We start from the raw sequence: 21,751 nt of genomic DNA on the forward strand, positions 1-21,751 counted from the left end.
CATCTCTCATCACTTATAAAGGAATCAAGATGAACGCCTCAATGAAAACCTTACGCAAGAATATGATCATCGCCATGAGCGTGCTCAGCATGGGTGCGGCATCGCTGACCGTCCACGCCCAGGAAGCCGCTGCCAGCGCGCCGGCTGCCAGTACCAAGATGCAGCACGACGGCCAGCGCGGCCAGCACCGCGGTGGCAATCCCGCCGAACGCATGGCCAAATACCAGGCCCGTTTGCATGACAAACTGAAGCTGACGGTCGCACAGGAACCGGCCTGGGCCACTTTCACGGCCGCCAATGCGCCGAAACAGCCCATGGGCGACTGGAAAGCCAAGCGCGAAGCGTTTGCCAAGCTGTCGGCACCGGAGCGCATGGAACAATGGATCGCCATGTCGAAGGAACGCATTGCCAGCCAGGAAAGCCGTCTGGCCTCGCTGAAGACCTTCTACGCCCAGCTGACGCCGGAACAGAAGAAAGTGTTTGACGACAACGTGCCCGGCGGCAAGCATGGCGGTCACCGCGGCGGCCACCACGGCATGCAGCAGCATCCCAAAGCGGGCTAAGTACGCGTAGCGGGAAGCAAAAAGGCCTGCAATGCAGGCCTTTTTCTTATTTATAACGCCAGTGAACGCTTACTGGCCATCGAGCTTGCGCAAGGAAGCGAGGAAGGTGGCGGCATTCTGGAAGCCGATCACGCGCGACTGGGCAATTTCCTGCCCCTGCTGGTTGAACATGATGATGCCGGGCGGCCCGAACAGCTGAAAACGTTTCAACATGGCCTTGTCGTCCGCATCATTGGCCGTCACGTCCACCTGCAGCAGCACGGCTTGCCCCATCTTCTCGCGCACGGCAGGATCGACGAAGGTCAGCTTTTCCATTTCGATGCAGGACACGCACCAGTCCGCATAGAAGTCCAGCAAGGCCGGCTTGCCATTCAGCTGCGCCAGCGCCGCATCGAGCTGCGCCACGGTCTTGACGCGCGTAAAGGCTTGCGCATGCACCTGGCCACCGCCCAGGTGCGCCAGCGGCGCCAGCGGGTCGCGGCCACCGCTGGCCACGCCCACCAGCTGCAGCACGCCCAGCACGGCAAACACGAGGCCGAAGGCCTTGGCCACCCACGCGTTTTTCGCGCCGCTCTTGCCCACCAGCAGATACATGCCGTAACCGACGAACAATACCGTCCAGCCCAGCATCTGCACGGCGCCCGGCAGCACGGGCGACACCAGCCACCAGGCCACGCCCAGCAGCAGCACGCCAAAGAAGCGCTTGACGGCATCCATCCAGGCGCCCGCGCGCGGCAGCAAGGTGCCGGCCGACACGCCTACCAGGATCAAAGGCACGCTCATGCCAACCGCCATGGCGAACAGGGCGCTGCCGCCGATGACGACGTCGCGCGTCTGGCTGATGTACAGCAAGGCGCCGGCCAGCGGCGCGGCCACGCACGGCCCCACGATCAGGGCGGAAATGGCGCCCATGACGAATACGCCCGCCAGGCGACCCGACGATTGCTGGTTCGACACGGAGGTCAGTTTGCCTTGCAGGAATGCCGGCACCTGCAGCTCATAGAAGCCGAACATCGACAGCGACAGCGTCGCCATCAGCAGGGCAAAGAAGCCCAGTACCCATGGATTCTGCAGCTTGGCCGCCAGGCCTTCGCCGGCCAGGCCGGCCGCCACGCCCAGCGCCGTGTAGACGATGGCCATGCCCAGCGCGTACGTCAGCGACAGCAGCAAGCCACGCGAACGGCTCACCTTGGCACCATCGCCAACGATGATCGACGACAGGATCGGCACCATCGGCAGCACGCATGGCGTGAATGCCAGGCCCAGGCCCAGCAGCATGAACAGGGGCACGATGACGAGCAGCTTGCCGCCCTTCAGGGCCGATTCGATCTTGCCCATCTCGCTTTGCGCTGGCGCAGCGGACGCTGCCACGGGCGCCGCCGCGACCGGCTCGGGCGTGCTGGTGATGTCGGCCTGGGGAATGCTCATGACGGACACGCCAGGCGACGCCTGCGCCTGCGGGCCGTTGACGGCCGCCATATCGGCTGCCGGCGCGGCCGGCAAGGCGAACTTCGACGGCAGGCCGGCACCGGGCGCCACGCTCTGGCCGCCGCCGCCCACCAGCTGGGCGGTGGCGTCCTGCGGCGCGTAGCACAGGCCCTTGTCGGAACAGCCCTGTCCCGTCGCCTTCAGGGTGAAGGCGCCGGCCGCTTCCACGGGTATCGTGATCGTCAGCGTCTTGCGGAAGGTTTCCACGTTCTTCTGGAAGGTCTCGTCAAACTTGACCTTGCCAGCCGGATACACGGGCGTGCCCAGCTTGGCACCCACGGCCTCGAACTTGAAGCGCTCGTGGTACATGTAGTAGCCGTCGGCAATCACATAGGTGACGGCGATGGTGGACGGGTCCTGCATGCGCGCGGAAAACTTGAACGCCAGCTCGGGATCGAGGAATTCATCGTCGGCGCGGGCATGACTGGCGCCAAAGACGGCCATGGCCAGCAGCAAACAGGTGGCAAACCAGATCAGCAGCTGACGGAATGGGGCGGCGCGCGCGGTGGCGCTGGAGGGGAAACGGGACATGAACTACCTTTTCAACCATTCGACAGAGGACGCGCGGAGCGTGCAGTGGCTGCAGGGCCGGCGCGAAAGAAGAATAGTACACCGCAGCAAGGATAGCTGCAGCAGAAAACAAAAAAGCCAGGCTAGGCCTGGCTTTCTCAGATGCAATTACTGGGATTACTCGCCAGCAACTTCAACTGCTTCGGTCGTATCTGGACGATCCATCAGTTCAACGAACGCCATAGGAGCGTTATCGCCGACGCGGAAACCCATTTTCAGGATACGCACATAACCACCGTTACGGTTGGCGAAACGTGGACCCAGTTCAGCGAACAGCTTGACGACCATTTCACGGTCGCGCAGGCGGTTGAAGGCCAGACGCTTGTTTGCCAGGGAGTCGGTTTTGCCCAGGGTCAGAATTGGCTCGACAACGCGGCGCAGTTCTTTTGCTTTTGGCAGGGTGGTTTTGATCGCTTCGTGACGCAGCAGCGATACTGTCATGTTGCGCAGCATTGCCAGACGGTGGGACGAGGTACGATTCAGTTTACGGAGGCCGTGACCGTGACGCATGATAAATCCTTTCGGTGAGTGTTTAAATTCCAGCTCTTCGATCAATGAGGCAGAAGCTTCATCGCGGGCCGGTTTGGTACTACAAAATAAAAGCCTGGGACACCTGTCCCAGGCAGTTTGCTACAACTACGAATTACTTTTCCAGGCCGGCAGGCGGCCAGTTTTCCAGCTTCATGCCCAAGGTCAAGCCGCGCGATGCCAGCACTTCCTTGATTTCGTTCAGGGACTTGCGGCCCAGATTTGGCGTTTTCAGCAGTTCGTTTTCCGAACGTTGGATCAGGTCGCCGATGTAGTAGATGTTTTCCGCTTTCAGGCAGTTTGCCGAACGCACGGTCAACTCCAGGTCGTCGACTGGACGCAACAGGATAGGATCGACCAGCGGAGCGCGCGATGGCGCTTCGGCGGCGGCTTCCGTGCCTTCCAGGGCAGCGAACACATTCAACTGGTCCACCAGGACGCGGGCCGACTGGCGGATCGCTTCTTCCGGCGAGATCACGCCGTTGGTTTCGATGTTGATGATCAGCTTGTCCAGGTCGGTACGCTGTTCAACACGGGCCGATTCAACGAAGTACGATACACGGCGCACTGGCGAGAACGACGCATCCAGGATGATGCGGCCGATGGTCTTGTTCGTGTCTTCCGACAGGCGACGCACGTTACCAGGAACGTAGCCGCGGCCTTTTTCAACCTTGATCTGCATGTCCAGCTTGCCACCAGCGGTCAGGTGGGCGATCACGTGGTCAGGGTTGATCAGTTCGACGTCATGCGGCAGGTCGATGTCGGAGGCCAGGATCGCGCCTTCGCCTTCTTTTTTCAGGGTCAGGGTTACCGAATCGCGGTTGTGGACTTTGAAAACCACACCCTTCAAGTTCAGCAACAGGTCGACGACGTCTTCTTGCACGCCATCGAGGGAAGAATATTCGTGGACGACGCCAGCGATCGTCACTTCGGTCGGCGCGTAGCCTACCATCGACGACAGCAGAACGCGGCGCAACGCGTTACCCAATGTGTGGCCATAGCCGCGCTCGAACGGTTCCATCACGACCTTGGCGTGACCTGCACCGAGAGCTTCAACATCGATAATACGTGGCTTCAACAAACTGTTTTGCATGAAATGTCCTTTTCAATACCCTCGGCTCATTACACCGATAAGGCTGATGGCATTAGTAAAACGCCCACTCGATCGAGTGGGCGGAGGTGGTGCTAACTACTATTAACGCGAGTACAGCTCGACGATCAGCGATTCGTTGACGTCGTTAGCGATTTCGTTACGCTCTGGCAGGGACTTGAAGGTACCTTCCATTTTCTTGGCATCAACCGAAACCCAGCTAGGCATACCAACTTGTTCAGCCAGCGACAGTGCTTCAACGATACGCACTTGCTTTTTCGATTTTTCACGAACAGCGATGATGTCACCGACTTTAACTGCGTACGAAGCGATGTTCACAACGATACCGTTCACGGTGAACGCTTTGTGGCTGACCAGTTGACGCGCTTCAGCGCGGGTCGAGCCAAAGCCCATGCGGTAGCAAACGTTGTCCAGACGCGTTTCCAGCAACTTCAACAGCGTTTCGCCGGTGTTGCCTTTACGACGGTCTGCTTCAGCGAAGTAGCGGCGGAATTGACGTTCCAGCACGCCGTACATGCGCTTGACTTTTTGCTTTTCGCGCAGTTGGTTACCGTAGTCCGAGGTGCGGGCGCCGGATTTGACACCGTGCTGGCCTGGCTTGACATCCAGTTTGCACTTGCTGTCCAGCGAGCGACGTGCGCTCTTCAGGAACAGGTCTGTACCTTCACGGCGGGAAAGTTTTGCTTTAGGTCCGATATAACGTGCCACGATACTTCCTTTTTTTAAATGATAACGCCCCAGCCACATGCATGATCAAACACACTGATGCGGTTAGGCGCTAGTCTGATTTGGTTTCAATCAGACGGTGGCTGAAAACGAAAAACCCGTCAAACAGGATTTGACAGGCAAGAACAGCCGGGCAGTATAACCGTTTCCGGCTCCCTGCTCCAGCGTTTTCACACAACTGTACTGAGTTACAACAGACAGCAAAGCAGCTGGCGCCGAAGCGCCCTCTGCAACACTATCTTAGATACGACGACGTTTCGGTGGACGGCAACCGTTGTGCGGTACCGGCGTCACGTCCTGGATCTCGGTGATCTTGATGCCCAGGTTGTTCAGCGCGCGAACGGCGGATTCACGACCAGGACCTGGGCCCTTGATACGTACTTCCAGGTTCTTTACGCCACACTCAACAGCCACTTTACCAGCGGCTTCCGCGGCGACCTGCGCTGCGAATGGGGTCGATTTACGCGAACCCTTGAAGCCTGCACCGCCGGAGGTAGCCCACGACAAAGCATTGCCTTGACGATCGGTGATGGTAATGATGGTGTTATTGAACGATGCGTGGACATGTGCGATGCCTTCGGCGACGTTCTTTTTAACTTTTTTACGCACGCGTGCTGATGCGGCGTTATTTTGCGACTTAGCCATAATTATTCCCTAGCGGATTATTTTTTCAGCGATTGAGCGGCTTTACGCGGTCCCTTGCGGGTACGTGCGTTCGTACGCGTACGCTGGCCACGGCAAGGCAGACCCTTACGATGACGCATGCCGCGGTAGCAACCCAGATCCATCAAACGCTTGATGTTCATGGACAGTTCACGACGCAGATCGCCTTCGACGATGAATTTACCTACTTCATCGCGCAGCTTTTCCAGTTCGCTGTCATCCAGATCTTTGATCTTTTTGTTGGTTGCTACACCGGTCGATGCACAGATTTTCTCTGCGCGTGGACGGCCCACACCGTAGATGGCCGTCAGGCCGATAACGGTATGCTGATGATTTGGGATATTAACCCCTGCAATACGTGCCATTTGTTATTCCTCGATTAACCTTGACGCTGCTTGTGACGTGGTTCCACGCAGATAACGCGGACTACGCCTTTGCGCTTGATGATCTTGCAGTTGCGGCAGATCCGCTTGACTGATGCGAGAACTTTCATTTTTGGGCTCTTTCTTTCGCTTCTTTGGTTTGATTCAGTGTGTTACTTGGTACGGAACACAATGCGGGCTCGGCTCAGGTCGTACGGTGTCAACTCCACCGTCACCTTGTCTCCAGGGAGAATGCGAATATAATTCATCCGCATTTTACCTGAAATATGCCCGAGCACCACGTGTCCGTTCTCCAGCTTCACTCGAAATGTTGCATTTGGGAGATTCTCAAGAATCTCGCCCTGCATCTGTATGACGTCGTCTTTTGCCATTCGGTATGTTTACCGCGCTTAACGCGTCGGAATTCCGCCCTTGAAATTTGCTTTGCGCAGCAGCGAATCATATTGCTGCGACATCACGTAGTTCTGTACTTGCGCCATGAAATCCATGGTGACAACTACAATAATCAATAAAGAAGTACCGCCGAAATAGAATGGTACCTTCCACTGGGCTTGCATAAATTCCGGCAATAAACACACCAGGGTGATGTAGACTGCGCCGGCAAGTGTCAAGCGTGTCAGGATCTTGTCGATGTAACGGGCTGTCTGCTCGCCTGGACGGATCCCGGGAATGAACGCACCGCTTTTCTTCAAGTTATCCGCTGTTTCCTTGCTGTTAAACACCAGCGCTGTATAGAAGAAACAGAAAAACACGATCGCCACTGCGTACAACAGCGCATGGATAGGCTCACCAGGCCCCATCGATGCTGCCAAATCTTTCAAGAACCGCACCGCAGGGTTAGCGTTGTCGGCGCCCTTTGAAAACCAGTCCACGATAGTGGCCGGGAACAAGATGATCGAAGAAGCAAAGATCGGCGGGATCACGCCGGCCATGTTCAGCTTCAACGGCAAATGGCTGGTTTGACCGCCATAAATCTTGTTGCCTACCTGGCGCTTCGCGTAATTGACCAATATTTTGCGCTGACCACGTTCGACGAATACAACGAAGTACGTTACCAGTGCTACCAGGATCACGATGAAAATCGCGCTGAAGCTGCTGATCGAACCATTCGACACCTGAGTGAACAAGCCACCCAACGCCGACGGCAGACCGGCTGCAATCCCGGCAAAAATGATGATCGAGATGCCATTCCCCAAGCCGCGCTCGGTAATTTGCTCACCCAACCACATCAAAAACATTGTTCCGGTCAACAAAGTGACGACCGTCACGAAGCGGAATGCAAGACCAGGCTCCAACACCAGACCAGCTTGCGACTCCAGTGCGACTGCAATGCCTAACGCTTGGAACAGTGCCAGGGCCACCGTGAAATACCGGGTGTACTGGGTGATCTTGCGACGACCTGCTTCGCCTTCTTTTTTCAACGCTTCCATCTGCGGTGACACGATCGACAGCAATTGCATGATGATCGAGGCCGAGATATAAGGCATGATACCCAGCGCAAACACTGTAAAACGAGACAAGGCACCGCCCGAGAACATGTTGAACATGCCCAGGACGCCGCCTTCGTGCTCCTTGAACAGCGAGGCTAATTGTGTCGGGTCAATCCCGGGAACCGGGACGTGAGCACCGATACGATAAACCACCAATGCGCCAAGCAAAAACCAGAGCCGTCCCCAAGGGAAACCGGCCGCTGCACTTTTAGCAAGTTGTGGATTAGTCGCCAATTTTCGCTCCGATCAAGCTGTTAGCGGTCAACTCAGGCTACCGAGCCGCCGGCTGCTTCGATGGCTGCTTTCGCGCCAGCGGACACTTTCAAGCCCTTCAAATTCACCGCTTTGGTGATTTCGCCGGACAAGATCACGCGCACGTCACGGGCCAACACGCCCAGAACGCCAGCTTGCTTCAAGACCAGAATGTCGACATCGCCAACAGCCAGGTTGTTCAGATCGGACAGACGCACTTCAGCTTTGAAGGTGGCGTGCATCGATTTGAAACCGCGCTTAGGCAGACGGCGTTGCAGAGGCATCTGACCGCCTTCGAAACCGACTTTATGAAAGCCGCCCGAACGCGATTTCTGACCTTTGTGACCACGACCCGAGGTTTTACCCAGGCCGGAGCCGATACCGCGACCGACGCGACGCTTGTAGTGCTTAGCGCCTTCGGCTGGTGCAATAGTATTCAATTCCATGATTTGCTCCGTTCGTGTAAGCCCGAAGGCTTACCCGACAACTTTAACGAGATACGATACTTTATTGATCATGCCGCGTACGGATGGGGTGTCTTGCAATTCGGAAACCGAATTTACACGACGCAGACCCAGACCGCGCACGGTAGCGCGATGCGATTCGCGCGTACCGATCAAGCCCTTGACCAATTGCACTTTGACTGTGTTTGTCATTTTGTCCACCTTAAGCCAGAATGTCTTCGACCGACTTGCCGCGCTTGGCAGCGATATCGGAAGCAGTGCTCATTTTCGACAGGCCGTCCAGCGTAGCGCGTACCAGGTTGTATGGGTTGTTCGAACCGGTGGATTTCGCCACCACGTCCGTCACGCCCATCACTTCGAAGATAGCGCGCATTGCGCCACCAGCGATAACGCCAGTACCAGGCTTAGCTGGGTTCATCAGGACCTTGGAGGCGCCGTGACGACCAACAACCGTGTGATGCAAGGTGCCGTTTTTGAGCGGTACTTTGATCAGGTTGCGACGGGCTTCTTCCATTGCCTTCTGCACGCCAACTGGCACTTCTTTCGATTTGCCCTTGCCCATGCCGACGCGGCCATCGCCATCACCAACTACGGTCAGCGCGGCGAAACCCATGATACGACCACCCTTGACCACTTTGGTCACGCGGTTGATCGCGATCATTTTTTCGCGCATGCCATCATCCGGCTTGTCGCTTTGCATTTTTGCTTGCATTTTTGCCATGATTGATCCTTAGAACTTCAGACCGGCTTCGCGTGCGGCTTCTGCCAACGCTTTCACACGGCCGTGGTAACGGAAACCGGAGCGGTCGAACGCAACTTCGGTAATTCCTGCTTTCAACGCTTTTTCAGCGACGCGCTTGCCGATCAAGGCTGCAGCAGCGGCATTGCCGCCTTTGCCGGATTGGCCTGCCAGTTCAGCGCGTACTTCCGCTTCAGCCGTCGAGGCCGAAACCAGGACTTTAGCGTCCGGGCTGATCAGGTTGGCGTAAATGTGCAGGTTGGTGCGGTGCACCGACAAGCGATTTACTTTCAATTCCGCAATCTTGATGCGGGTTTGGCGTCCGCGGCGAAGCCGTGATTCTTTCTTATCCATCGTCAGCCCCTAATTACTTCTTCTTGGTTTCTTTAAGCTTAACCACTTCGTCCGCATAGCGAACGCCCTTGCCTTTATAAGGCTCAGGAGCGCGGTAAGCACGAACTTCAGCGGCTACCTGGCCAACCTGTTGACGGTCGATACCTTTAATCAGGATCTCGGTCGGGGTTGGTGTTGCGCAGGTAACGCCGGCTGGCATGTCATGCACTACAGGGTGCGAGAAACCCAGGGACAGATTCAGCTTGTCGCCTTGAGCTTGCGCCTTGTAACCCACGCCTACCAGGTTCAGCTTTTTCTCGAAACCCTTGGTGACGCCAACAACCATGTTGTTGACCAGTGCGCGCAGCGTGCCGGACATGGCATTGGCTTCGCGGCTGTCGTTCGCCACGTCGAAACTCAGGGTTCCTGCATTGTTTTCTACTTTGACCAGGCCGGTGAGGGCTTGGGAAAGCACGCCCAACGGGCCTTTTACGGTGATCGCTTGTGCGGAGATGGCGACTTCGGCGCCAGCTGGCACTACGATAGGCATTTTAGCTACTCGAGACATGTGTAACTCCTTAAGCCACGTAGCAAATAACTTCGCCGCCGACACCGGTAGCGCGTGCTTTGCGGTCAGTCATGACGCCTTGCGGAGTCGACACAATCGCCACACCCAAGCCATTCATCACAACAGGGATCTCGTCTTTACCCTTGTAGACGCGCAGACCCGGACGGGACACGCGCTCCAAGCGCTCAATAACGGGACGGCCAACATAATACTTCAAACCGATCTTCAGTTCCGCCTTGCCACCAGCTTCGGCAACAGCGAAATCTTCAATGTAACCCTCGTCCTTCAGGACGTTGGCAATCGCAATTTTGACTTTCGACGATGGCATGGCCACGGTCGTTTTTTGCACGCCTTGTGCGTTGCGAATGCGGGTCAGCATATCGGCGATAGGATCGCTCATACTCATTGCATATTCTCCTATTACCAGCTTGCTTTTGTCATACCCGGAATTTCACCACGCATGGCGAATTCACGGAGCTTGATACGACCCAGACCGAATTTACGGAATGTGCCGCGCGGACGACCGGTGATTGCGCAACGGTTACGTTGACGCGTCGGATTCGAGTTACGTGGCAGCGCTTGCAATTTCAAGCGCGCTTCGTAACGCTCTTCTTCCGATTTCGACTGGTCATCAACGATGGCCTTCAGCTCAGCGCGTTTGACGGCGAATTTCGCAGCCAGGTCTACACGCTTTTGCTCACGGTTAATCAGTGCCAATTTTGCCATGATCTCAGTTTCTGAACGGGAATTTAAAGGCGGCGAGGAGCGCTTTGGCTTCATCGTCGGTCTTAGCGGTTGTCGTGATGCTGATATTCATACCGCGCAACGCGTCAATCTTGTCGTACTCGATCTCAGGGAAGATGATCTGTTCCTTGACACCGATGTTGTAGTTACCACGACCATCAAATGCACGGCCGTTCACACCACGGAAATCGCGTACGCGCGGCAGAGCCACGGTAATGAAGCGATCCAGGAACTCGTACATGCGAGCGCCGCGCAGGGTGACCATCGTACCGATCGGATAACCTTCACGGATTTTGAAGCCTGCGATAGCTTTGCGCGACTTGGTGGTCACTGGCTTCTGGCCGGCGATCTTGGTCAAGTCAGCAACAGCGTGCTCGAGAACTTTTTTATCCGCGATGGCCTCACCAACACCCATGTTCAGGGTGATCTTGGTCAGGCGTGGAACTTCCATTACCGACTTGTAACCAAACTTGCTGGTCAGGTCGGCAACGACTTTTTCTTTATAGAATTCTTGGAGACGTGCCATGATTTCTTAAGCCTTCACTACTTCGCCGGAGGATTTAAAGACGCGGACTTTTTTGCCATCCACTTCTTTGAAACCCACGCGATCTGCCTTGCCAGTCGCTGCATTAAACAATGCAACGTTGGACACGTGAATTGGCATGGTCTTATCGACGATACCACCAGTTACGCCAGTCATCGGGTTTGGCTTAGTCGCTTTTTTAGCGATGTTAATGCCGTCAACCACGATATGTTCAGCATCGATACGCTGCTGTACCACACCACGTTTGCCCTTGTCTTTCCCGGTCAGAACGATGACTTCGTCGTTTTTACGAATCTTATCCATTACGACTCCTTACAGGACTTCCGGTGCCAGGGACACGATTTTCATGAACTTCTCAGTGCGCAGTTCGCGCGTGACAGGTCCAAAAATACGGGTACCGATCGGTTCCAGCTTGGCGTTCAACAGAACGGCGGCGTTGCCGTCGAACTTCACCAGGGAACCGTCTTGGCGGCGAACACCTTTAGCGGTGCGCACAACCACGGCGTTATAAATTTCACCTTTTTTGACACGGCCACGTGGCGCAGCAACCTTAACGGTTACCTTGATCACATCGCCAATGCCAGCATAACGGCGCTTGGAGCCGCCCAATACCTTGATGCACATTACTTCTTTGGCACCGGTATTGTCAGCCACTTCGAGCCGGCTTTCAGTTTGAATCATAGTATTCTCTTTCCCAACTTAAGCCGAAGAATCCACACAATGTAGACCCACGGTCAGTCTTGGTCCCGCCAGAGCCGCCCTGCTGGGCTTCACTGTTTGGGTGCATGACCTTCATACATCAACTGACCGCGAATGCTACTGTCTGTGGCCAGACACTTTGCGGCGTTACATGAACGAAGCCCGCAAGTATTACATACAATTTGCGGGCCTGCAAGTACTAATTAAAACCCACCGCCGAAACGGTGGTTTTTATTTAAACGGTTGGTGCGGCTTGAACCACACGTGTCACCGTCCATGCCTTCGTTTTGGAGATCGGGCGACCTTCCTGGATCTCGACCGTGTCACCGGCCTTGACTTGGTTGGTCTCGTCATGCGCGTGATACTTGTTCGAACGCATGATGATCTTGCCATACAAAGGATGTTTTACGTGGCGCTCGATCAGAACGGTAACGGTCTTGTCCATCTTGTCCGAAACCACTTTACCGATCAGCGTGCGCTTGAGCGACTGTTTCACTGGTTCGTTCATTTGGCTTCCTTCAGATTCATTACCGTCTTCACACGCGCGATATCGCGGCGTACCTTCTTGAGCTGCGAAGTGTTGCTCAGCTGTTGCGTAGCGATTTGCATACGCAGGCCGAACTGTGCCTTCAACAGGTCATTCAGCTCTTTTTGCAGAGCCGGCTGGTCCTTGCCGCGGAGTTCAGATGCTTTCATATACAACTCCAATTATTGGCCGACTTGACGTACGACAAACGTCGTAGCCAGTGGCAGTTTAGCGGCGGCAAGACGGAAAGCTTCCCGTGCCAGCGCTTCATCAACGCCATCCATTTCGTACAGTACTTTGCCTGGCTGAATTTCAGCGACGTAGTACTCAGGATTACCTTTACCGTTACCCATACGGACTTCAGCCGGTTTGTTCGAAATCGGTTTGTCCGGGAAAATACGGATCCAGATACGGCCACCGCGCTTGATGTGACGCGTCATTGCACGACGCGCCGCTTCAATTTGACGCGCAGTGATACGACCGCGCGCAACTGCCTTCAGACCGAATTCGCCAAACGACACGGCGGTGCCGCGGCTGTGCGAAATACCGGTGTTACGGCCTTTCTGCTCTTTACGATACTTTCTGCGTGCTGGTTGCAGCATGATTATTCTCCTGCTTTCTCAGCTGGTGCAGCGGCGGCCGGTTTAGCGGCGCGCACACGAGCAGCACCTGGTGCTGTGGATGGTTTCGCACCCGCTGGACGTGGGCGGCCGGCTGGCTTGCCATCGTCACGGCGTGGACCGCGGCTCTTCTTCTCGTCAGCTGGAGTATCGATGACTGGTGCATCGCCGTTAGGCGCGCGGTCACCTTTGTATACCCACACCTTGACGCCGATGATGCCGTAGGTGGTCGACGCTTCGCTGGTACCGTAGTCGATATCGGCGCGCAGGGTATGCAGAGGCACGCGGCCTTCGCGGTACCACTCTTTACGTGCGATTTCGATACCGTTCAGACGGCCGGACGACATGATCTTGATACCGAGAGCACCCAGGCGCATTGCGTTTTGCATTGCGCGCTTCATGGCGCGGCGGAACATGATCCGTTTTTCCAGCTGCTGAGCGATCGAATCGGCGATCAGTTGCGAGTCGATTTCTGGCTTGCGGATTTCTTCGATGTTCACGTGAACAGGCACGCCCATGATCTTGGTCAGCGCGGACTTCAGTACTTCGATGTCTTCGCCTTTTTTACCAATGACCACGCCTGGACGCGAGCTGTAGATCGTGAAGCGCGCGTTCTTGGCTGGGCGCTCGATAACGATGCGGCCAACGGAAGCGTTCTTCAGTTTCTTTTTCAGGTAAGCACGTGCTTTCAAGTCTTCGTTCAGCATGGCAGCGAAATTGCCGTTGCCTGCATACCAGCGCGAAGCCCAGTTACGGGTGACCGCCAGACGGAAACCGGTTGGATGAATTTTCTGACCCATCGTGGCTCCTTAGTTACCGACAGTCACGTAAACGTGACAGGATTGTTTCGAAATACGGTCGCCACGGCCTTTTGCACGCGCGGTGAAGCGCTTCAGGACGGGGCCCTTTTCGACGTAGATCGTTTTCACGAACAATTCGTCGATGTCCGCGCCATCATTGTGCTCGGCATTCGCAATAGCGGATTCCAGAACGCGCTTGATGATCGCAGCACCTTTTTTCGGGCTGAATTGCAAGATGTTGAGTGCAGCGTCAACTTTCTTGCCACGGATCAGGTCAGCAACCAGGCGGCCCTTTTGGTCCGACAGGCGCACACCTTTGAGGATAGCTTTAGTTTCCATTATTTCTTAGCCTTTTTGTCAGCTGCATGGCCCTTGAACGTACGGGTCAGTGCGAATTCGCCGAGCTTGTGACCAACCATGTTTTCGGAAACATAAACCGGCACGTGCAGCTTGCCGTTATGTACCGCGATCGTCAGGCCGATAAAGTCAGGCATGATTGTCGAACGACGCGACCAGGTTTTGATTGGCTTTTTGTCTTTGGCTGCTTGCGCGGCTTCAACTTTTTTCACCAGGTGGGCGTCACAGAACGGCCCTTTTTTCAATGAACGTGTCATGTGCTACCCCTTATTTCTTGCCGCGGCGCGAGACGATCATGGAAGTAGTACGCTTGTTGCTGCGTGTCTTCTTACCCTTAGTCTGTTGGCCCCAAGGCGAAACTGGATGACGACCAGCTGCTGTTTTACCTTCACCACCACCGTGCGGGTGATCGACCGGGTTCATGACCACACCGCGAACGGTAGGACGAACACCGCGCCAGCGCATCGCGCCAGCTTTACCGATTTTACGCAGGCTGTGCTCGGCATTGCCGACTTCACCAACCGTTGCACGGCACTCGATGTGCACGCGACGCACTTCACCCGAGCGCAGACGCACTTGAGCGTAGGTACCTTCACGTGCCATCAGCACAACGCCAGCGCCGGCGGTACGTGCCATTTGAGCACCTTTACCTGGCAGCATTTCAACGCAATGCATCACGGTACCGACTGGGATGTTACGGATTGGCAAGCAGTTACCCGATTTGATCGGTGCTTCCGAACCGTTCATCACGCTGTCGCCAACGGCCATGCCTTTGGTTGCGATGATGTAGTGACGTTCGCCGTCGGCGTAGCACAGCAGAGCGATATTCGCGGTGCGGTTTGGATCGTATTCGATACGTTCCACTTTCGCTGGAATACCATCTTTGGTGCGCTTGAAGTCGATCAGGCGGTAGTGTTGCTTGTGACCACCACCGATATGACGGGTGGTGATGTGACCGTTGTTGTTACGACCAGCGGTCTTGGATTTCTTTTCAACCAGGGCAGCGAACGGACGACCTTTGTACAGGTCGGCATTCACCACCTTCACCATGCCGCGACGGCCTGGCGAGGTTGGTTTCATCTTAACGAGTGCCATTATGCAGCCTCCTCGGAGAAGTTGATTTCCTGGCCAGGCTTCAGGCACACGAAAGCACGCTTGGTATGGTTACGACGACCGTTGAACTTGCCGGTGCGCTTTTGCTTACCTTCGCGGTTTGCAGTTTGCACGGACAGAACTTCAACCTTGAACAGCAGTTCGACCGCTGCCTTGATTTCAGGCTTGGTTGCATCCGGCAGTACGCGGAATACAATTTGCTCGTTCTTTTCCGCGACCATGGTGGCCTTTTCGGAAATCACGGGCGCCAACAGCACCTTCATCAAGCGTTCTTCGCTATGTTTCAAAATCGCGCTCATGCCAGCATCTCCTCAATCTTGGCCAATGCAGCTTTGGTGACCAGGATCTTCTTGTAGAACACCAGGGACATCGGGTCTGCGTGACGTGGCTCAACGACGAGTACGTTAGGCAGGTTGCGCGATGCCAGTTCCAGGTTTTCGTTCAGAACGTCGGTGATGATCAGAACCGAATCAAAGCCCAGGCCGTTCAATTTTTGCGACAGCAGCTTGGTTTTTGGCGCGTCGATCGTCAGATCGTCGATGACGATCAGGCGCTCTTCGCGAGCCAGCTGCGACAGGATCGAGCAGATACCTGCGCGATACATTTTTTTGTTCACTTTGTGGGTGAAGTTTTCGTCAGGCGAGTTCGGGAAAATCCGACCACCGCCGCGCCACAGTGGCGACGACGACATACCAGCACGCGCGCGGCCGGTACCTTTTTGGCGCCATGGCTTTTTCGTCGTGTGGTGAACTTCTTCACGGTCTTTTTGCTTGCGGTTACCACTACGTGCATTCGCTTGATAAGCGATGACGACTTGGTGGATCAGCGCTTCGTTGTAGTCACGGCCGAAAATCGTATCGGCTGCAGCAACGTTCGAGGCGGCTTGACCTTGCGCATTCAGAAGCTTGAGTTCCATCGTTTAAGCTCCCTTCTTGGCTTTGGTTTTGATGGCTGGCGAGACAACTACCTGGCCATTTTTCGCACCTGGAATCGCGCCTTTGACCAGCAACAGCTGACGGTCGGCATCGATACGGGCGATCACGAGGTTCTGGATCGTACGGTTAACGTCACCCAGATGACCGGTCATGCGCTTACCAGGGAAAACGCGACCTGGATCTTGTGCCATACCGATGGAACCTGGAACGTTATGCGAACGCGAGTTACCGTGCGTTTGACGGCCGGAAGCGAAGTGGTAACGTTTGATAACGCCTGCATAGCCTTTACCGATGGTAACGCCTTGCACGTCGATCTTTTGACCGACTTCGAACAGGGAAGCAGCGACAACATCGCCAGCTTTCAGTTCAGCGGCTTTAGCAGCGTCAACGCGGAACTCTTTCAACAGAGTACCGGCTTCAACACCAGCTTTAGCGTGATGACCAGCAACAGCTTTGGTCACGCGGGAAGCGCGACGTTGACCGAATGCGACCTGAACAGCGGAGTAACCATCTGTTTCAGGGGTTTTGATTTGCGCAACACGGTTGTTCGATACGTCCAGCACGGTGACAGGAATCGAATCCCCTTCATCCGTGAAAATGCGCATCATACCAACCTTGCGACCGAGAAGGCCTAGGCTCATTTTTTCTCCATTCCCACCTGCGATTGGGCGGGGCTTGTTTAACTACAAAGTAACGTAGGACTCAAAAAAGACGAATCCATACCGAAGCCGGCTAGTATATAGCACAAAAACCCTTGACGCAACAAGTTAACACGAGGTATGTCAAAGTGTTGCGCGACGCCCCTGCGGGAGTTGTCAACGCGCTTGAAAAATACTGCCGCGCAGCAACGCAATGCCTCCAAAGCACGGCTGCATGCGCCCTGGCGGCCGGCGCCGGCGCCTGCGGAAACAACAAGGGCGCGTACACCACGTACGCGCCCTTCCTGCCACGTCCATCAGGCATGGCGCCCCTGCGGGTCCCCGTCAGCTCAGACCTTGCACTGCTCGATGCAATGCTTGTAGATTATTTCGCAGATGGGACTGGAAGCGCCGCCGGGCATGCCGCCCGAGCATGTGTACGCCCGGGTAGCGCACTCCAGCGTGCAGTCATTGCCGGCCATCGCATACGATGTGCTGCAACCGATGGCAAACAGAAATACGGCGATTTTCTTGTACATGCATGTCTCCAATAGGAAGTAGGTTTTACGGCACAGGCAGCATGGGGACGGTCCCGCGCATCTGGGCAAGGCCGTCACTGCCACGCCTTATTTCTGGCAATTGGCCAGACAGTGGTCGTACAGGTCCGTACAGATGGGGCTACCGCCCAGGTGCGCCTGGCAATTGGCGACCTTTTGCGCACAGTCCATATAGCACTGCGACACGTCGCCCGCGGCGAATGCATAGGAAGCGCTCAGGCCGAGAGCAAACAGGAAAGCCGTGGTTTTCTTGATCATGGTACGTCTCCGCTTGGTTGATATACGAATACGATGGAAGAACCGGCAGGGCCACGGCGCCATCGGCGCCTCGCCCCGGCAAGCCGTGCTGCGCTCGCCATTACCAAAAAAGTAACACCAATAGAATACCGTAAACAATACCAACCAAACACCAATTTATGCAAAAATCAGATATGTTTATGCGCCCGGCATTTTTACGTCGGCGATACCCCAGACCAGCCGTGGGGCACTCCGGGCCAGTCTTCGGCAAGCCGATCATCGGGGCGGCTCGCCCTCCTCTTGCGCAGCGCCTTTACCAATCTGATACCAATCGACCTTGCGCGTCGCCACCATGATGGCCGCCAGCACCGCGAACAGCAGGATGCTGCCCATCACCAGCGCATTGTTTTCCGAACTCAGCAAACCGTACAGGGCGCCATACAGCAGCGTCAGGGCCACGCCGAAGCCGATGCCGCGCCAGGTGTCGCGCAGCGCGTGCACCAGGTAAAAACTGGTCAGCACGATACAGGCGGCGCTGGCGATCAGATAGGCGGCGAGGAAGGCGACATGCTCGGCCAGGCCCACCAGCAGCAGGAAGAAGATCGCCAGCGACAGGCCCACCAGCAGATACTGCACCGGGTGGATCGGCAGGCTCTTCAAGATTTCGAAGATGAAGAAGGCGGCGAAGGTCAGCGCCACGAACAGCAAGCCATACTTGGTGGCGCGGTCCGATTGCGAATACACGTTGATCGGTTCGATGAAGCCCACGTTGAAGCGGTCCACCTGGCCCAGTGGCGCGCTGTCGGGCACCTTGAACTCGCCCTCGATCGTGCTCAACTGCGTTTGCGCATTGGTGGCCAGCGAGGAGATGTCCCACTCGACCTGGAAACCATCGGCGTTGATTTGGCGGTATTTCGGCGACGGCAGGAAGCGCCCGCCAAACTGCGGATGGGGCCAGTTCGACTTGATGGAGATCTGGTTATTCTTTGCCACCGGCACGACATGCAGGCGTTCGATGCCATCCAGGCCCAGGGCAAAGCTGAATTTCACCTGTTGCGCTTGCGCCAGCGGCATTGCGCCCAGCGGCGCGTGCAACCCGCTGCGAAAGGCAAACAGGTCGGTGCCCTGCTCGAATTCGATCTCCCGTCCGCCCCAGTCGATTTTCGGAATATTGCGGATGCCGCGCACGTCCTCAATCGACAGGGCAACAAAAGGCTCGCCCAGGGTCACGCGCGAATCCGGCGACTTGCGCGGCAGCTGCGTGCTGGCCGGTACCGTAAAGTGGCCCTTGAATGCATGCTGGCCACTGTAGACGAGTACCTGGTGGATGCCGCGGTAGCGGCGGTCCGCCTCGATGTTGCCACTGATTAACAGGCTGTTCGGGTAGACGAGCAGACGGCGCTGCATCGTGCGGCGCAGCAGCTCCGTACGCACGGCGGCTTTCACCTCCGGTGCCTTGTCATCGCCCTTGGCCACTTCCACGCGCTCGTCGTACTGCTCCGTGTAGGGCACCACGAGTATGGGTCCGATGACGGTTTGTTCGCGCACCGAATCGGCGGCGATGCTGTTGACGGCTTCCTGGCGGAATTCCATCCGCTCCTTGATCGTTTCCTGGACCATCAGCAGCGGCAGGCCGATCAGCAGCATCAGGCCAAACACGATCAACGCTTTGACGAATAAAGTTTTTTGCATGGCGCATCCTTGAAGTAAGGATGCCAGTGTAAGAAAGGCATGTGCGCTGCATATGCGCTGCGTGTGAAATTCGCAAATAAATGCTGCGCAACTACGCCAGCGGCAGACACAGGCACGCGCAGGCGCCACCCTCCGCATGGTTGATGACCTCGACCGTGCCGCCGTGCAGGGACGCCACCTCACGCACGAAAGGCAGGCCCAGGCCCGTGCTCTTGCCGGCATCCGGGCGCGGCAGGGAATAAAAGCGCTCGAAGACGCGCTCGAGCGCATACGCGGGGATGCCTGCGCCGCGATCGCGCACGCTGATGGCCACCTGGCCGCCTTGGCGCCGCGCGGTCAGATGGATGCAGCTGCCTGGCGGCGCGAAACCGGCCGCATTGTCGAGCAGATTGCCCAAGGCCTGGCGCAGCAGCAGGGCGTCGCCGGCCACGGCCAGCTCCTCGGCATCGAGCGGCAGGCACAGGCTCACCTCGCGCGCCGCCAGAGTGGCGGCCGCATCCTGCGCCACCTGCGCCAGCAGCGGCGCCAGCGCGAGGCGTTCCGGATGGTCGAGACGCTGCTGCTTTTCCACGCGGACCAGGGCCAGCAGCTTGTCGATCAGTTGCCGCTGGCGCACGTTCTGCTCGAGGATATTGGCGAGAAACTGGTGCCGCTCGGCAGGCGGCATGTCTTCCTGCAGCAGTTCGGCCGACGCCTGGATGGCGGCGATCGGGCTTTTCAATTCATGCGCCAGCGTGTGCATCAGCTGCTCCACATATTCCTTGCCTTCGAGGCGGATGCGCATCGCTTCCAGCGCCCGCCCCAGTGTGCCGAACTCATTTTTTCCCAGCGCCGGCAAGGCCACCTTGCGCCCCGCCTCCACCTCGCCGATATAGCGCATCAGCTTGTCCAACGCATGGTGCAGCCACCAGGCAAAGGCCAGGCCGATCAGCAGGGACAGGAGCAGCAGCACGGCGCCCCGCTGCAGGATCTTGCGCTGGCTGCGCTCGACGAAGGCTTGCACGCTGGCATTGGGCTTGGCCACCGTCAGTACGCCGATGACCTCATTGCCGTCGCGAATGGGCGCGGCCACGTGCATCACGGTCGACATCTCGTCGTCGGGCCGGCTGCGCGTGCTGCGCGCGCCATATTTGCCCTGCAAGGTCAGGTACACGTCGTTCCAGCGCGAATAGTCGCGCCCCACGTCGCGCCCGCTGGAATCGAACAGCACGATGCCACGCCGGTCCGTAATATAAATGCGGTAATCGAGGGTTTGCTTGCGCACGCCGTTGATGTTGATGTCCACGCCATGGCGCGCGTAATCCTGCATGCGCGCCACCATGGGCGAAGTCGCCAGCGTGCCGGCGCGCAGGTCGGGCGCCACGAGGCTGGCCAGCAGCTGCGAGGTGTCGACCAGCGTGTCTTCCAGCGTCGAGCGCACGCCCGGCTTGACCTGCTCCATGAACACATTCAGCAGGAACCACGCGGCCAGGCCGACGATCAGGAAATAGCCGAGCAGGATGCGCAGGCCGATTCTCATGCGCGGGCCAGGCTGTAGCCGAGGCCACGGTGGGTGTGAATGGGATCGCTGTGCGCATCGACGGCACGCAACTTGGCGCGCAGCGATTTGACGTGCGCATCGACGGTGCGGTCGAGCGTATCGGGCGCCCCGCTCCACACCTGCGCCATCAGCTGCGCGCGCGACAGCACGTGGCCGGGATGCTCGAGCAAGGTTTTCAGCAGCAAATATTCGTAACGCGTCAATGCCAGGGGCTGGCCGTGGAACAGCACCCGCGCCTCCAGCGCGCGCAGCTCGAAATGCGCCGGCGCAGGCTCGGCGGCGCCAGCGGCTATCGTCATGCCAGTCTCGCGAGGGGCTTGCGCGGCACCCGCGCGGCGCAGGATGACGCGGATGCGCGCCACCAGTTCGCGCGGAGAAAACGGCTTAGTGACGTAATCGTCGGCGCCGATTTCCAGGCCCACGATGCGGTCGATTTCATCGCTGCGGGCGGTCAGGAAGATCACCGGCACGTCGGAAAACTGGCGCAGCCGGCGGCACGTTTCCAGGCCGCTCATGTCCGGCAGTCCGACGTCGAGCACCACCAGAGCGGGCAATGGCGCGGCTTCGCCAGGACCTGGACGCATTGCGGCCAGCGCCTGCTCGCCCAGCATCACGTGAAGCGGCGTGAAGCCGTCCGTGCGCAGGGCATACGCGATGCTGTCGGCAATCGCCCGTTCATCTTCCACAATCAGGATAGTCTTGGACATGGCGGCATCAGGCACGGAAGGAAAGAGCCGGAGTATCCCTGAAGCAGGCGAGCGGCGTCAATCGCGCGCGTGCGGTGAGCGCCAAGGAGGAGTCGGCAAAAGGCCGCCCGGCCTGAAAAACTGGTGGTATATTTATCTTGCATGACTCCACTGATACACCGTGT

General features: G+C 57.2%; 35 protein-coding genes. 1 reads left to right on the plus strand and 34 read right to left on the minus strand.

All coding sequences use genetic code 11. The features are described 5' to 3' along the window. Positions 1-41 precede the first annotated feature (41 nt). A complete protein-coding gene (locus AC07VL_RS03500) occupies positions 42-563 on the plus strand; it encodes a Spy/CpxP family protein refolding chaperone (protein ID WP_494804640.1) in 522 nt (173 codons plus the stop codon). A gap of 69 nt (positions 564-632) precedes the next feature. Here the strand turns inward: AC07VL_RS03500 and dsbD are convergent, their stop codons facing one another. The 34 genes from dsbD to creB all read right to left on the minus strand — a co-directional run bounded on the left by dsbD (position 633) and on the right by creB (position 21,587). Continuing rightward, entirely contained in the window at positions 633-2,582 is a 1,950-nt protein-coding gene (dsbD, locus tag AC07VL_RS03505) for a protein-disulfide reductase DsbD (RefSeq protein ID WP_494804641.1), read from the minus strand. Positions 2,583-2,738: 156 nt separating this feature from the next. Continuing rightward, a complete protein-coding gene (rplQ, locus tag AC07VL_RS03510) occupies positions 2,739-3,131 on the minus strand; it encodes a 50S ribosomal protein L17 (protein ID WP_034753219.1) in 393 nt (130 codons plus the stop codon). 133 nt (positions 3,132-3,264) lie between these two features. Continuing rightward, positions 3,265-4,242: a DNA-directed RNA polymerase subunit alpha gene (locus AC07VL_RS03515; protein WP_008444343.1), complete on the minus strand. Its 978-nt coding sequence runs from the start codon at positions 4,240-4,242 to the stop codon at positions 3,265-3,267. A 102-nt stretch (positions 4,243-4,344) separates the two neighbouring features. Then, positions 4,345-4,968, minus strand: coding sequence for a 30S ribosomal protein S4 (gene rpsD / locus AC07VL_RS03520; protein WP_071325659.1), 624 nt, complete (start codon positions 4,966-4,968; stop codon positions 4,345-4,347). A gap of 258 nt (positions 4,969-5,226) precedes the next feature. After that, complete coding sequence (gene rpsK / locus AC07VL_RS03525; RefSeq protein ID WP_010394475.1) at positions 5,227-5,631, minus strand: 30S ribosomal protein S11; 405 nt, start codon at positions 5,629-5,631, stop codon at positions 5,227-5,229. 17 nt (positions 5,632-5,648) lie between these two features. Beyond that, entirely contained in the window at positions 5,649-6,014 is a 366-nt protein-coding gene (rpsM, locus tag AC07VL_RS03530) for a 30S ribosomal protein S13 (RefSeq protein WP_046681666.1), read from the minus strand. A 14-nt stretch (positions 6,015-6,028) separates the two neighbouring features. Then, positions 6,029-6,142 carry a 50S ribosomal protein L36 gene (rpmJ, locus tag AC07VL_RS03535; RefSeq protein WP_010394471.1) on the minus strand — a complete coding sequence of 38 codons (114 nt, stop codon included), beginning with the start codon at positions 6,140-6,142 and terminating at the stop codon, positions 6,029-6,031. A gap of 42 nt (positions 6,143-6,184) precedes the next feature. Beyond that, positions 6,185-6,403, minus strand: a complete 219-nt coding sequence (gene infA, locus AC07VL_RS03540) for a translation initiation factor IF-1 (protein ID WP_005663428.1) — start codon at positions 6,401-6,403, stop codon at positions 6,185-6,187. Between the two features lie 18 nt (positions 6,404-6,421). Beyond that, positions 6,422-7,756 (minus strand): preprotein translocase subunit SecY, encoded by a 1,335-nt coding sequence (gene secY, locus AC07VL_RS03545; RefSeq protein ID WP_071325660.1) that lies wholly within the window; start codon positions 7,754-7,756, stop codon positions 6,422-6,424. A gap of 32 nt (positions 7,757-7,788) precedes the next feature. Continuing rightward, complete coding sequence (gene rplO, locus AC07VL_RS03550; protein WP_034753211.1) at positions 7,789-8,220, minus strand: 50S ribosomal protein L15; 432 nt, start codon at positions 8,218-8,220, stop codon at positions 7,789-7,791. 30 nt (positions 8,221-8,250) lie between these two features. Further along, on the minus strand, positions 8,251-8,430 hold the full coding sequence (rpmD, locus tag AC07VL_RS03555; RefSeq protein WP_010394435.1) for a 50S ribosomal protein L30: 180 nt from the start codon (positions 8,428-8,430) through the stop codon (positions 8,251-8,253). A gap of 10 nt (positions 8,431-8,440) precedes the next feature. Continuing rightward, the gene (gene rpsE, locus AC07VL_RS03560) at positions 8,441-8,959 is read right to left on the minus strand and encodes a 30S ribosomal protein S5 (protein ID WP_010394433.1); all 519 of its coding nucleotides are present in this window, start codon (positions 8,957-8,959) and stop codon (positions 8,441-8,443) included. A 9-nt stretch (positions 8,960-8,968) separates the two neighbouring features. Further along, positions 8,969-9,331: a 50S ribosomal protein L18 gene (gene rplR / locus AC07VL_RS03565; protein WP_010394431.1), complete on the minus strand. Its 363-nt coding sequence runs from the start codon at positions 9,329-9,331 to the stop codon at positions 8,969-8,971. 13 nt (positions 9,332-9,344) lie between these two features. Beyond that, entirely contained in the window at positions 9,345-9,878 is a 534-nt protein-coding gene (gene rplF, locus AC07VL_RS03570) for a 50S ribosomal protein L6 (protein ID WP_071325661.1), read from the minus strand. 10 nt (positions 9,879-9,888) lie between these two features. Then, complete coding sequence (gene rpsH, locus AC07VL_RS03575) at positions 9,889-10,284, minus strand: 30S ribosomal protein S8 (protein WP_071325662.1); 396 nt, start codon at positions 10,282-10,284, stop codon at positions 9,889-9,891. Positions 10,285-10,298: 14 nt separating this feature from the next. Continuing rightward, positions 10,299-10,604 carry a 30S ribosomal protein S14 gene (gene rpsN, locus AC07VL_RS03580; protein WP_131375588.1) on the minus strand — a complete coding sequence of 102 codons (306 nt, stop codon included), beginning with the start codon at positions 10,602-10,604 and terminating at the stop codon, positions 10,299-10,301. 4 nt (positions 10,605-10,608) lie between these two features. After that, a complete protein-coding gene (gene rplE, locus AC07VL_RS03585) occupies positions 10,609-11,148 on the minus strand; it encodes a 50S ribosomal protein L5 (protein ID WP_010394421.1) in 540 nt (179 codons plus the stop codon). Positions 11,149-11,154: 6 nt separating this feature from the next. Next, positions 11,155-11,469 (minus strand): 50S ribosomal protein L24, encoded by a 315-nt coding sequence (gene rplX / locus AC07VL_RS03590; RefSeq protein WP_010394419.1) that lies wholly within the window; start codon positions 11,467-11,469, stop codon positions 11,155-11,157. Positions 11,470-11,478: 9 nt separating this feature from the next. After that, positions 11,479-11,847 (minus strand): 50S ribosomal protein L14, encoded by a 369-nt coding sequence (gene rplN / locus AC07VL_RS03595; protein WP_008444317.1) that lies wholly within the window; start codon positions 11,845-11,847, stop codon positions 11,479-11,481. Between the two features lie 253 nt (positions 11,848-12,100). Beyond that, entirely contained in the window at positions 12,101-12,373 is a 273-nt protein-coding gene (gene rpsQ / locus AC07VL_RS03600) for a 30S ribosomal protein S17 (RefSeq protein WP_010394415.1), read from the minus strand. Further along, positions 12,370-12,561 (minus strand): 50S ribosomal protein L29, encoded by a 192-nt coding sequence (gene rpmC, locus AC07VL_RS03605; RefSeq protein WP_010394412.1) that lies wholly within the window; start codon positions 12,559-12,561, stop codon positions 12,370-12,372. The genes rpsQ and rpmC overlap by 4 nt, the downstream gene beginning before the upstream one ends. Positions 12,562-12,573: 12 nt before the next feature. Further along, positions 12,574-12,993, minus strand: coding sequence for a 50S ribosomal protein L16 (gene rplP / locus AC07VL_RS03610; RefSeq protein ID WP_038497037.1), 420 nt, complete (start codon positions 12,991-12,993; stop codon positions 12,574-12,576). A 2-nt stretch (positions 12,994-12,995) separates the two neighbouring features. Next, a complete protein-coding gene (rpsC, locus tag AC07VL_RS03615; RefSeq protein WP_071325663.1) occupies positions 12,996-13,811 on the minus strand; it encodes a 30S ribosomal protein S3 in 816 nt (271 codons plus the stop codon). 9 nt (positions 13,812-13,820) lie between these two features. Beyond that, positions 13,821-14,153, minus strand: a complete 333-nt coding sequence (gene rplV, locus AC07VL_RS03620) for a 50S ribosomal protein L22 (protein WP_170840583.1) — start codon at positions 14,151-14,153, stop codon at positions 13,821-13,823. Then, positions 14,150-14,425 (minus strand): 30S ribosomal protein S19, encoded by a 276-nt coding sequence (gene rpsS, locus AC07VL_RS03625; RefSeq protein WP_008444295.1) that lies wholly within the window; start codon positions 14,423-14,425, stop codon positions 14,150-14,152. Before rpsS ends, rplV begins: the two co-directional genes overlap by 4 nt. 10 nt (positions 14,426-14,435) lie before the next feature. Continuing rightward, on the minus strand, positions 14,436-15,263 hold the full coding sequence (rplB, locus tag AC07VL_RS03630) for a 50S ribosomal protein L2 (RefSeq protein WP_034753198.1): 828 nt from the start codon (positions 15,261-15,263) through the stop codon (positions 14,436-14,438). Continuing rightward, positions 15,263-15,580: a 50S ribosomal protein L23 gene (gene rplW, locus AC07VL_RS03635; protein WP_010394398.1), complete on the minus strand. Its 318-nt coding sequence runs from the start codon at positions 15,578-15,580 to the stop codon at positions 15,263-15,265. The genes rplB and rplW overlap by 1 nt, the downstream gene beginning before the upstream one ends. Next, positions 15,577-16,197, minus strand: a complete 621-nt coding sequence (gene rplD / locus AC07VL_RS03640) for a 50S ribosomal protein L4 (protein WP_034753197.1) — start codon at positions 16,195-16,197, stop codon at positions 15,577-15,579. Before rplD ends, rplW begins: the two co-directional genes overlap by 4 nt. Before the next feature lie 3 nt (positions 16,198-16,200). Then, the gene (gene rplC / locus AC07VL_RS03645) at positions 16,201-16,857 is read right to left on the minus strand and encodes a 50S ribosomal protein L3 (RefSeq protein WP_076565200.1); all 657 of its coding nucleotides are present in this window, start codon (positions 16,855-16,857) and stop codon (positions 16,201-16,203) included. A gap of 347 nt (positions 16,858-17,204) precedes the next feature. Next, positions 17,205-17,393 carry a hypothetical protein gene (locus tag AC07VL_RS03650; RefSeq protein WP_494804642.1) on the minus strand — a complete coding sequence of 63 codons (189 nt, stop codon included), beginning with the start codon at positions 17,391-17,393 and terminating at the stop codon, positions 17,205-17,207. Positions 17,394-17,480: 87 nt separating this feature from the next. Continuing rightward, positions 17,481-17,669: a hypothetical protein gene (locus AC07VL_RS03655; RefSeq protein WP_290607858.1), complete on the minus strand. Its 189-nt coding sequence runs from the start codon at positions 17,667-17,669 to the stop codon at positions 17,481-17,483. 255 nt (positions 17,670-17,924) lie between these two features. Next, positions 17,925-19,340, minus strand: a complete 1,416-nt coding sequence (gene creD, locus AC07VL_RS03660; protein ID WP_494804643.1) for a cell envelope integrity protein CreD — start codon at positions 19,338-19,340, stop codon at positions 17,925-17,927. Between the two features lie 91 nt (positions 19,341-19,431). Continuing rightward, positions 19,432-20,859, minus strand: coding sequence for a two-component system sensor histidine kinase CreC (creC, locus tag AC07VL_RS03665; RefSeq protein ID WP_494804644.1), 1,428 nt, complete (start codon positions 20,857-20,859; stop codon positions 19,432-19,434). Continuing rightward, a complete protein-coding gene (gene creB / locus AC07VL_RS03670; RefSeq protein WP_494804645.1) occupies positions 20,856-21,587 on the minus strand; it encodes a two-component system response regulator CreB in 732 nt (243 codons plus the stop codon). The genes creC and creB overlap by 4 nt, the downstream gene beginning before the upstream one ends. Positions 21,588-21,751 lie beyond the last annotated feature (164 nt).

It is taken from the genome of Janthinobacterium sp. GW821-FHT03C08, from assembly GCF_059420905.1.

Bases quoted from the DNA above. Each gene is read 5' to 3' on its own strand.
- rpsC (WP_071325663.1), bottom strand. From the start codon at position 13,811: ATGGGTCAGAAAATTCATCCAACCGGTTTCCGTCTGGCGGTCACCCGT.
- rplF (WP_071325661.1), bottom strand. From the start codon at position 9,878: ATGTCTCGAGTAGCTAAAATGCCTATCGTAGTGCCAGCTGGCGCCGAA.
- AC07VL_RS03650 (WP_494804642.1), bottom strand. From the start codon at position 17,393: ATGTACAAGAAAATCGCCGTATTTCTGTTTGCCATCGGTTGCAGCACA.
- AC07VL_RS03515 (WP_008444343.1), bottom strand. From the start codon at position 4,242: ATGCAAAACAGTTTGTTGAAGCCACGTATTATCGATGTTGAAGCTCTC.
- rplB (WP_034753198.1), bottom strand. From the start codon at position 15,263: ATGGCACTCGTTAAGATGAAACCAACCTCGCCAGGCCGTCGCGGCATG.
- rplX (WP_010394419.1), bottom strand. From the start codon at position 11,469: ATGGATAAGATTCGTAAAAACGACGAAGTCATCGTTCTGACCGGGAAA.
- rpsH (WP_071325662.1), bottom strand. From the start codon at position 10,284: ATGAGTATGAGCGATCCTATCGCCGATATGCTGACCCGCATTCGCAAC.
- rpsE (WP_010394433.1), bottom strand. From the start codon at position 8,959: ATGGCAAAAATGCAAGCAAAAATGCAAAGCGACAAGCCGGATGATGGC.
- rpsN (WP_131375588.1), bottom strand. From the start codon at position 10,604: ATGGCAAAATTGGCACTGATTAACCGTGAGCAAAAGCGTGTAGACCTG.
- rpsS (WP_008444295.1), bottom strand. From the start codon at position 14,425: ATGACACGTTCATTGAAAAAAGGGCCGTTCTGTGACGCCCACCTGGTG.
- rpmD (WP_010394435.1), bottom strand. From the start codon at position 8,430: ATGACAAACACAGTCAAAGTGCAATTGGTCAAGGGCTTGATCGGTACG.
- creD (WP_494804643.1), bottom strand. From the start codon at position 19,340: ATGCAAAAAACTTTATTCGTCAAAGCGTTGATCGTGTTTGGCCTGATG.
- rplW (WP_010394398.1), bottom strand. From the start codon at position 15,580: ATGAGCGCGATTTTGAAACATAGCGAAGAACGCTTGATGAAGGTGCTG.
- AC07VL_RS03655 (WP_290607858.1), bottom strand. From the start codon at position 17,669: ATGATCAAGAAAACCACGGCTTTCCTGTTTGCTCTCGGCCTGAGCGCT.
- rplR (WP_010394431.1), bottom strand. From the start codon at position 9,331: ATGGATAAGAAAGAATCACGGCTTCGCCGCGGACGCCAAACCCGCATC.
- rpsQ (WP_010394415.1), bottom strand. From the start codon at position 12,373: ATGAACGAACCAGTGAAACAGTCGCTCAAGCGCACGCTGATCGGTAAA.
- rpmJ (WP_010394471.1), bottom strand. From the start codon at position 6,142: ATGAAAGTTCTCGCATCAGTCAAGCGGATCTGCCGCAACTGCAAGATC.
- dsbD (WP_494804641.1), bottom strand. From the start codon at position 2,582: ATGTCCCGTTTCCCCTCCAGCGCCACCGCGCGCGCCGCCCCATTCCGT.
- rplD (WP_034753197.1), bottom strand. From the start codon at position 16,197: ATGGAACTCAAGCTTCTGAATGCGCAAGGTCAAGCCGCCTCGAACGTT.
- creC (WP_494804644.1), bottom strand. From the start codon at position 20,859: ATGAGAATCGGCCTGCGCATCCTGCTCGGCTATTTCCTGATCGTCGGC.
- AC07VL_RS03500 (WP_494804640.1), top strand. From the start codon at position 42: ATGAAAACCTTACGCAAGAATATGATCATCGCCATGAGCGTGCTCAGC.
- creB (WP_494804645.1), bottom strand. From the start codon at position 21,587: ATGTCCAAGACTATCCTGATTGTGGAAGATGAACGGGCGATTGCCGAC.
- rplE (WP_010394421.1), bottom strand. From the start codon at position 11,148: ATGGCACGTCTCCAAGAATTCTATAAAGAAAAAGTCGTTGCCGACCTG.
- rplO (WP_034753211.1), bottom strand. From the start codon at position 8,220: ATGGAATTGAATACTATTGCACCAGCCGAAGGCGCTAAGCACTACAAG.
- rplP (WP_038497037.1), bottom strand. From the start codon at position 12,993: ATGCTGCAACCAGCACGCAGAAAGTATCGTAAAGAGCAGAAAGGCCGT.
- rplQ (WP_034753219.1), bottom strand. From the start codon at position 3,131: ATGCGTCACGGTCACGGCCTCCGTAAACTGAATCGTACCTCGTCCCAC.
- infA (WP_005663428.1), bottom strand. From the start codon at position 6,403: ATGGCAAAAGACGACGTCATACAGATGCAGGGCGAGATTCTTGAGAAT.
- rpsK (WP_010394475.1), bottom strand. From the start codon at position 5,631: ATGGCTAAGTCGCAAAATAACGCCGCATCAGCACGCGTGCGTAAAAAA.
- rplN (WP_008444317.1), bottom strand. From the start codon at position 11,847: ATGATTCAAACTGAAAGCCGGCTCGAAGTGGCTGACAATACCGGTGCC.
- rpsM (WP_046681666.1), bottom strand. From the start codon at position 6,014: ATGGCACGTATTGCAGGGGTTAATATCCCAAATCATCAGCATACCGTT.
- rpmC (WP_010394412.1), bottom strand. From the start codon at position 12,561: ATGAAAGCATCTGAACTCCGCGGCAAGGACCAGCCGGCTCTGCAAAAA.
- rplC (WP_076565200.1), bottom strand. From the start codon at position 16,857: ATGAGCCTAGGCCTTCTCGGTCGCAAGGTTGGTATGATGCGCATTTTC.